This is a genomic window from Microcoleus sp. OTE_8_concoct_300, from assembly GCF_031383065.1.
GTDB lineage: Bacteria > Cyanobacteriota > Cyanobacteriia > Cyanobacteriales > Microcoleaceae > Microcoleus.
On record NZ_JANMZH010000626.1, the window covers coordinates 1 to 2,344 of the forward strand.

At 43.5% G+C, this 2,344-nt stretch carries 2 pseudogenes; both read left to right on the forward strand.

The features are described from left to right. Window positions 1–368: 368 nt before the first annotated feature. Window positions 369–866 (forward strand): annotated as a pseudogene (locus ACUVJL_RS28595) (leucine-rich repeat domain-containing protein); the annotation flags it as partial. Window positions 867–1,511: 645 nt separating this feature from the next. Then, a pseudogene (locus tag ACUVJL_RS28600) lies at window positions 1,512–2,066 on the forward strand (DUF6745 domain-containing protein); the annotation flags it as partial. Window positions 2,067–2,344: the final 278 nt, after the last annotated feature.

Below are 2,344 nucleotides of genomic sequence, written 5' to 3' on the forward strand. Positions count from 1 at the left end.
AACTAGGACGGCCAATATGCCCATCCCACAAGATTTATTTTTTCTTGTGGGTTGGGCATCTTGCCCGTCCAATAAATTTATGAAAATGACTTTTGCAAGAGGTCTATTCACGCTTTGCGCGTGCCGCCAAATGTGCGATCCTCTTCGAGGGCTTCGCTAACGGCTCAAGAAGCAATTCGTTGGGTAAATTGGGGAACCGACCCAGAGGAATTTAGCGTGCAAACATGAATTCCTGAAATTTTCCCAAACTGGAGTCTAAATTTATTATGCCAGAACCACAAGCAAATCAACCAATTAATTTTACCCGCTTTGCCGATTGGTGCAAGCACAAAGATAGTCTTTCAGAATCGGCAAGGCATACAGTTGAGATGCTGTTAAAACAGGCTGGCACTTGTGATTGCAATGAAGCCGATCGGGTACTTTCAAACCTTACTGAACTGCATCTCTCCTCCAATAAAATTACCAACATAACTCCGGTATCGGGATTTACCAACCTCACCAGACTGCATCTCGAAAACAATCAAATTACCGAAATAAATGCGCTGTCGGGACTCATCAACCTGATAAGCCTGCATCTCGAAACCAATTCAATTACCGATCTCACTCCGCTGTCACCACTCATCAACCTGAGAAGGCTGCATCTCTCCAACAATCCAATTACCGACATCACTGGGCTGTCGGAACTTACAAATCTGACCAGACTGTTTCTCTCCAACACTCCAGTTACCGACATCACTGGACTGTCGGCACTCACCAATATGTTCCTACTGAATCTCCATAATAATCAAATTACCGACATCACTCCGGTTTCGGGACTCAACAACCTGACCAGACTGATTATCTCCAGCAATCAAATTACCGATATCACTCCGCTGTCGGCACTCACCAACGAGCCCGAAATTTATCTCTACAACAATCCAATTACCGACTTAAATCTGCCGAGGGAACTTACACAAAAGTACCTTACCCTCAAGACTGCGCCTATTGATTCTAAAAAAGCTACAGAAGCAGTGAAAAAAATCTATGCAGCTATTGGTGTGGAAGCACCCGAAGTTATTGTTTGCAGCAGTCCACAGGTCGCTTCTCTCGAACTCTTCAAACTACTCAATATTGACAGTGTATCACGAGATCAAATATGGGAAATAGCGGTGACAACTTTAGTAGGGGAAAAATCTTTGTTAGACCAAATTTTTGAAGAGTTGGACGCACGAGATCAAATATCGGAAATAGCGGTGACAAATTTAGTATGGGGAAAATCTTTGTTGCACAAATTTTTTCAATGGTTGGACGTAGGATTTTCGGGTTGGGCGTTGTGGAATGCTCTGTCGAATGCAATAATACTAGATCCGAATGCCGATCGCATTCTGGTGTCAGAATTTCAGCAATTGCTAAAAAATGACCTAAAATCGCTGGGAGAGGATTTCCGCTCATATTTTAACGATCTAGAACCACTAACCTCTACAACTCTGGTGAAGGAAATTCATTTGACTGAATTTTTGATCTCGAAATTTGGTGTCACTCTCGACTTGAAAGCACAAGAACTACTTCGCTGCAAGCAAGAGTTGTTCGAGGAGTGCGGGTGGATCTTGCCGTTTGAGAAAATTTGCGTAGTTTGCGATCGCCCCCTGCACCTCCGTTTTGACGCTGAAAATCGGCTACACGCTGAAGGAGAACCGGCGATCGCATTTGCGGACGGTTACAGTTTATACTTTCACCACGGCGTTAAATTACCCGAAAAATACGGAAAAGTACACCCCGATTTGTGGCAAGCAGAATGGCTTCTATCGGAATCAAATGCCGAACTGCGTCGAGTATTAATTGAGACAATTGGTTACGATCGCATTTGCCAACAATTGCAAGCAGTAAAATTAGATACTTGGCAAGAATACACGCTATTAAAAATTGATAACGCCGATGTCGAGCCGATTTATTTGTTAAAAATGACTTGTCCGAGTACGGGATTTATTCACGCTTTGCGAGTGCCGCCTGATGTGCTTACGGCTAAAGAAGCAATTCGCTGGGTAAATTGGGATATCGATCCAGAGGAGTTTAGCGTGCAAACCTGAGTAATAGCAATTTAAAAAAGTCTTGCTACAATCATCAGTCTCATACCAATTGTTAAAAGTCACAGAGCCCCACGCCGGACTTAGGAATGAGAATTAAATAACTTCCACAAGTTTGTGGGATGGGCGTCCCGCCCGTCCAAAAAGGACGGGCGGGACGCCCATCCCACAAACTTGTGGAAGTTATTTAATTCTCATTCCTAAGTCCGGCGTGGGGCTCTGTGACTTTTAACAATTGGTATGAGACTGATGATTGTAGCAAGACTTTTTTAAATTGCTAT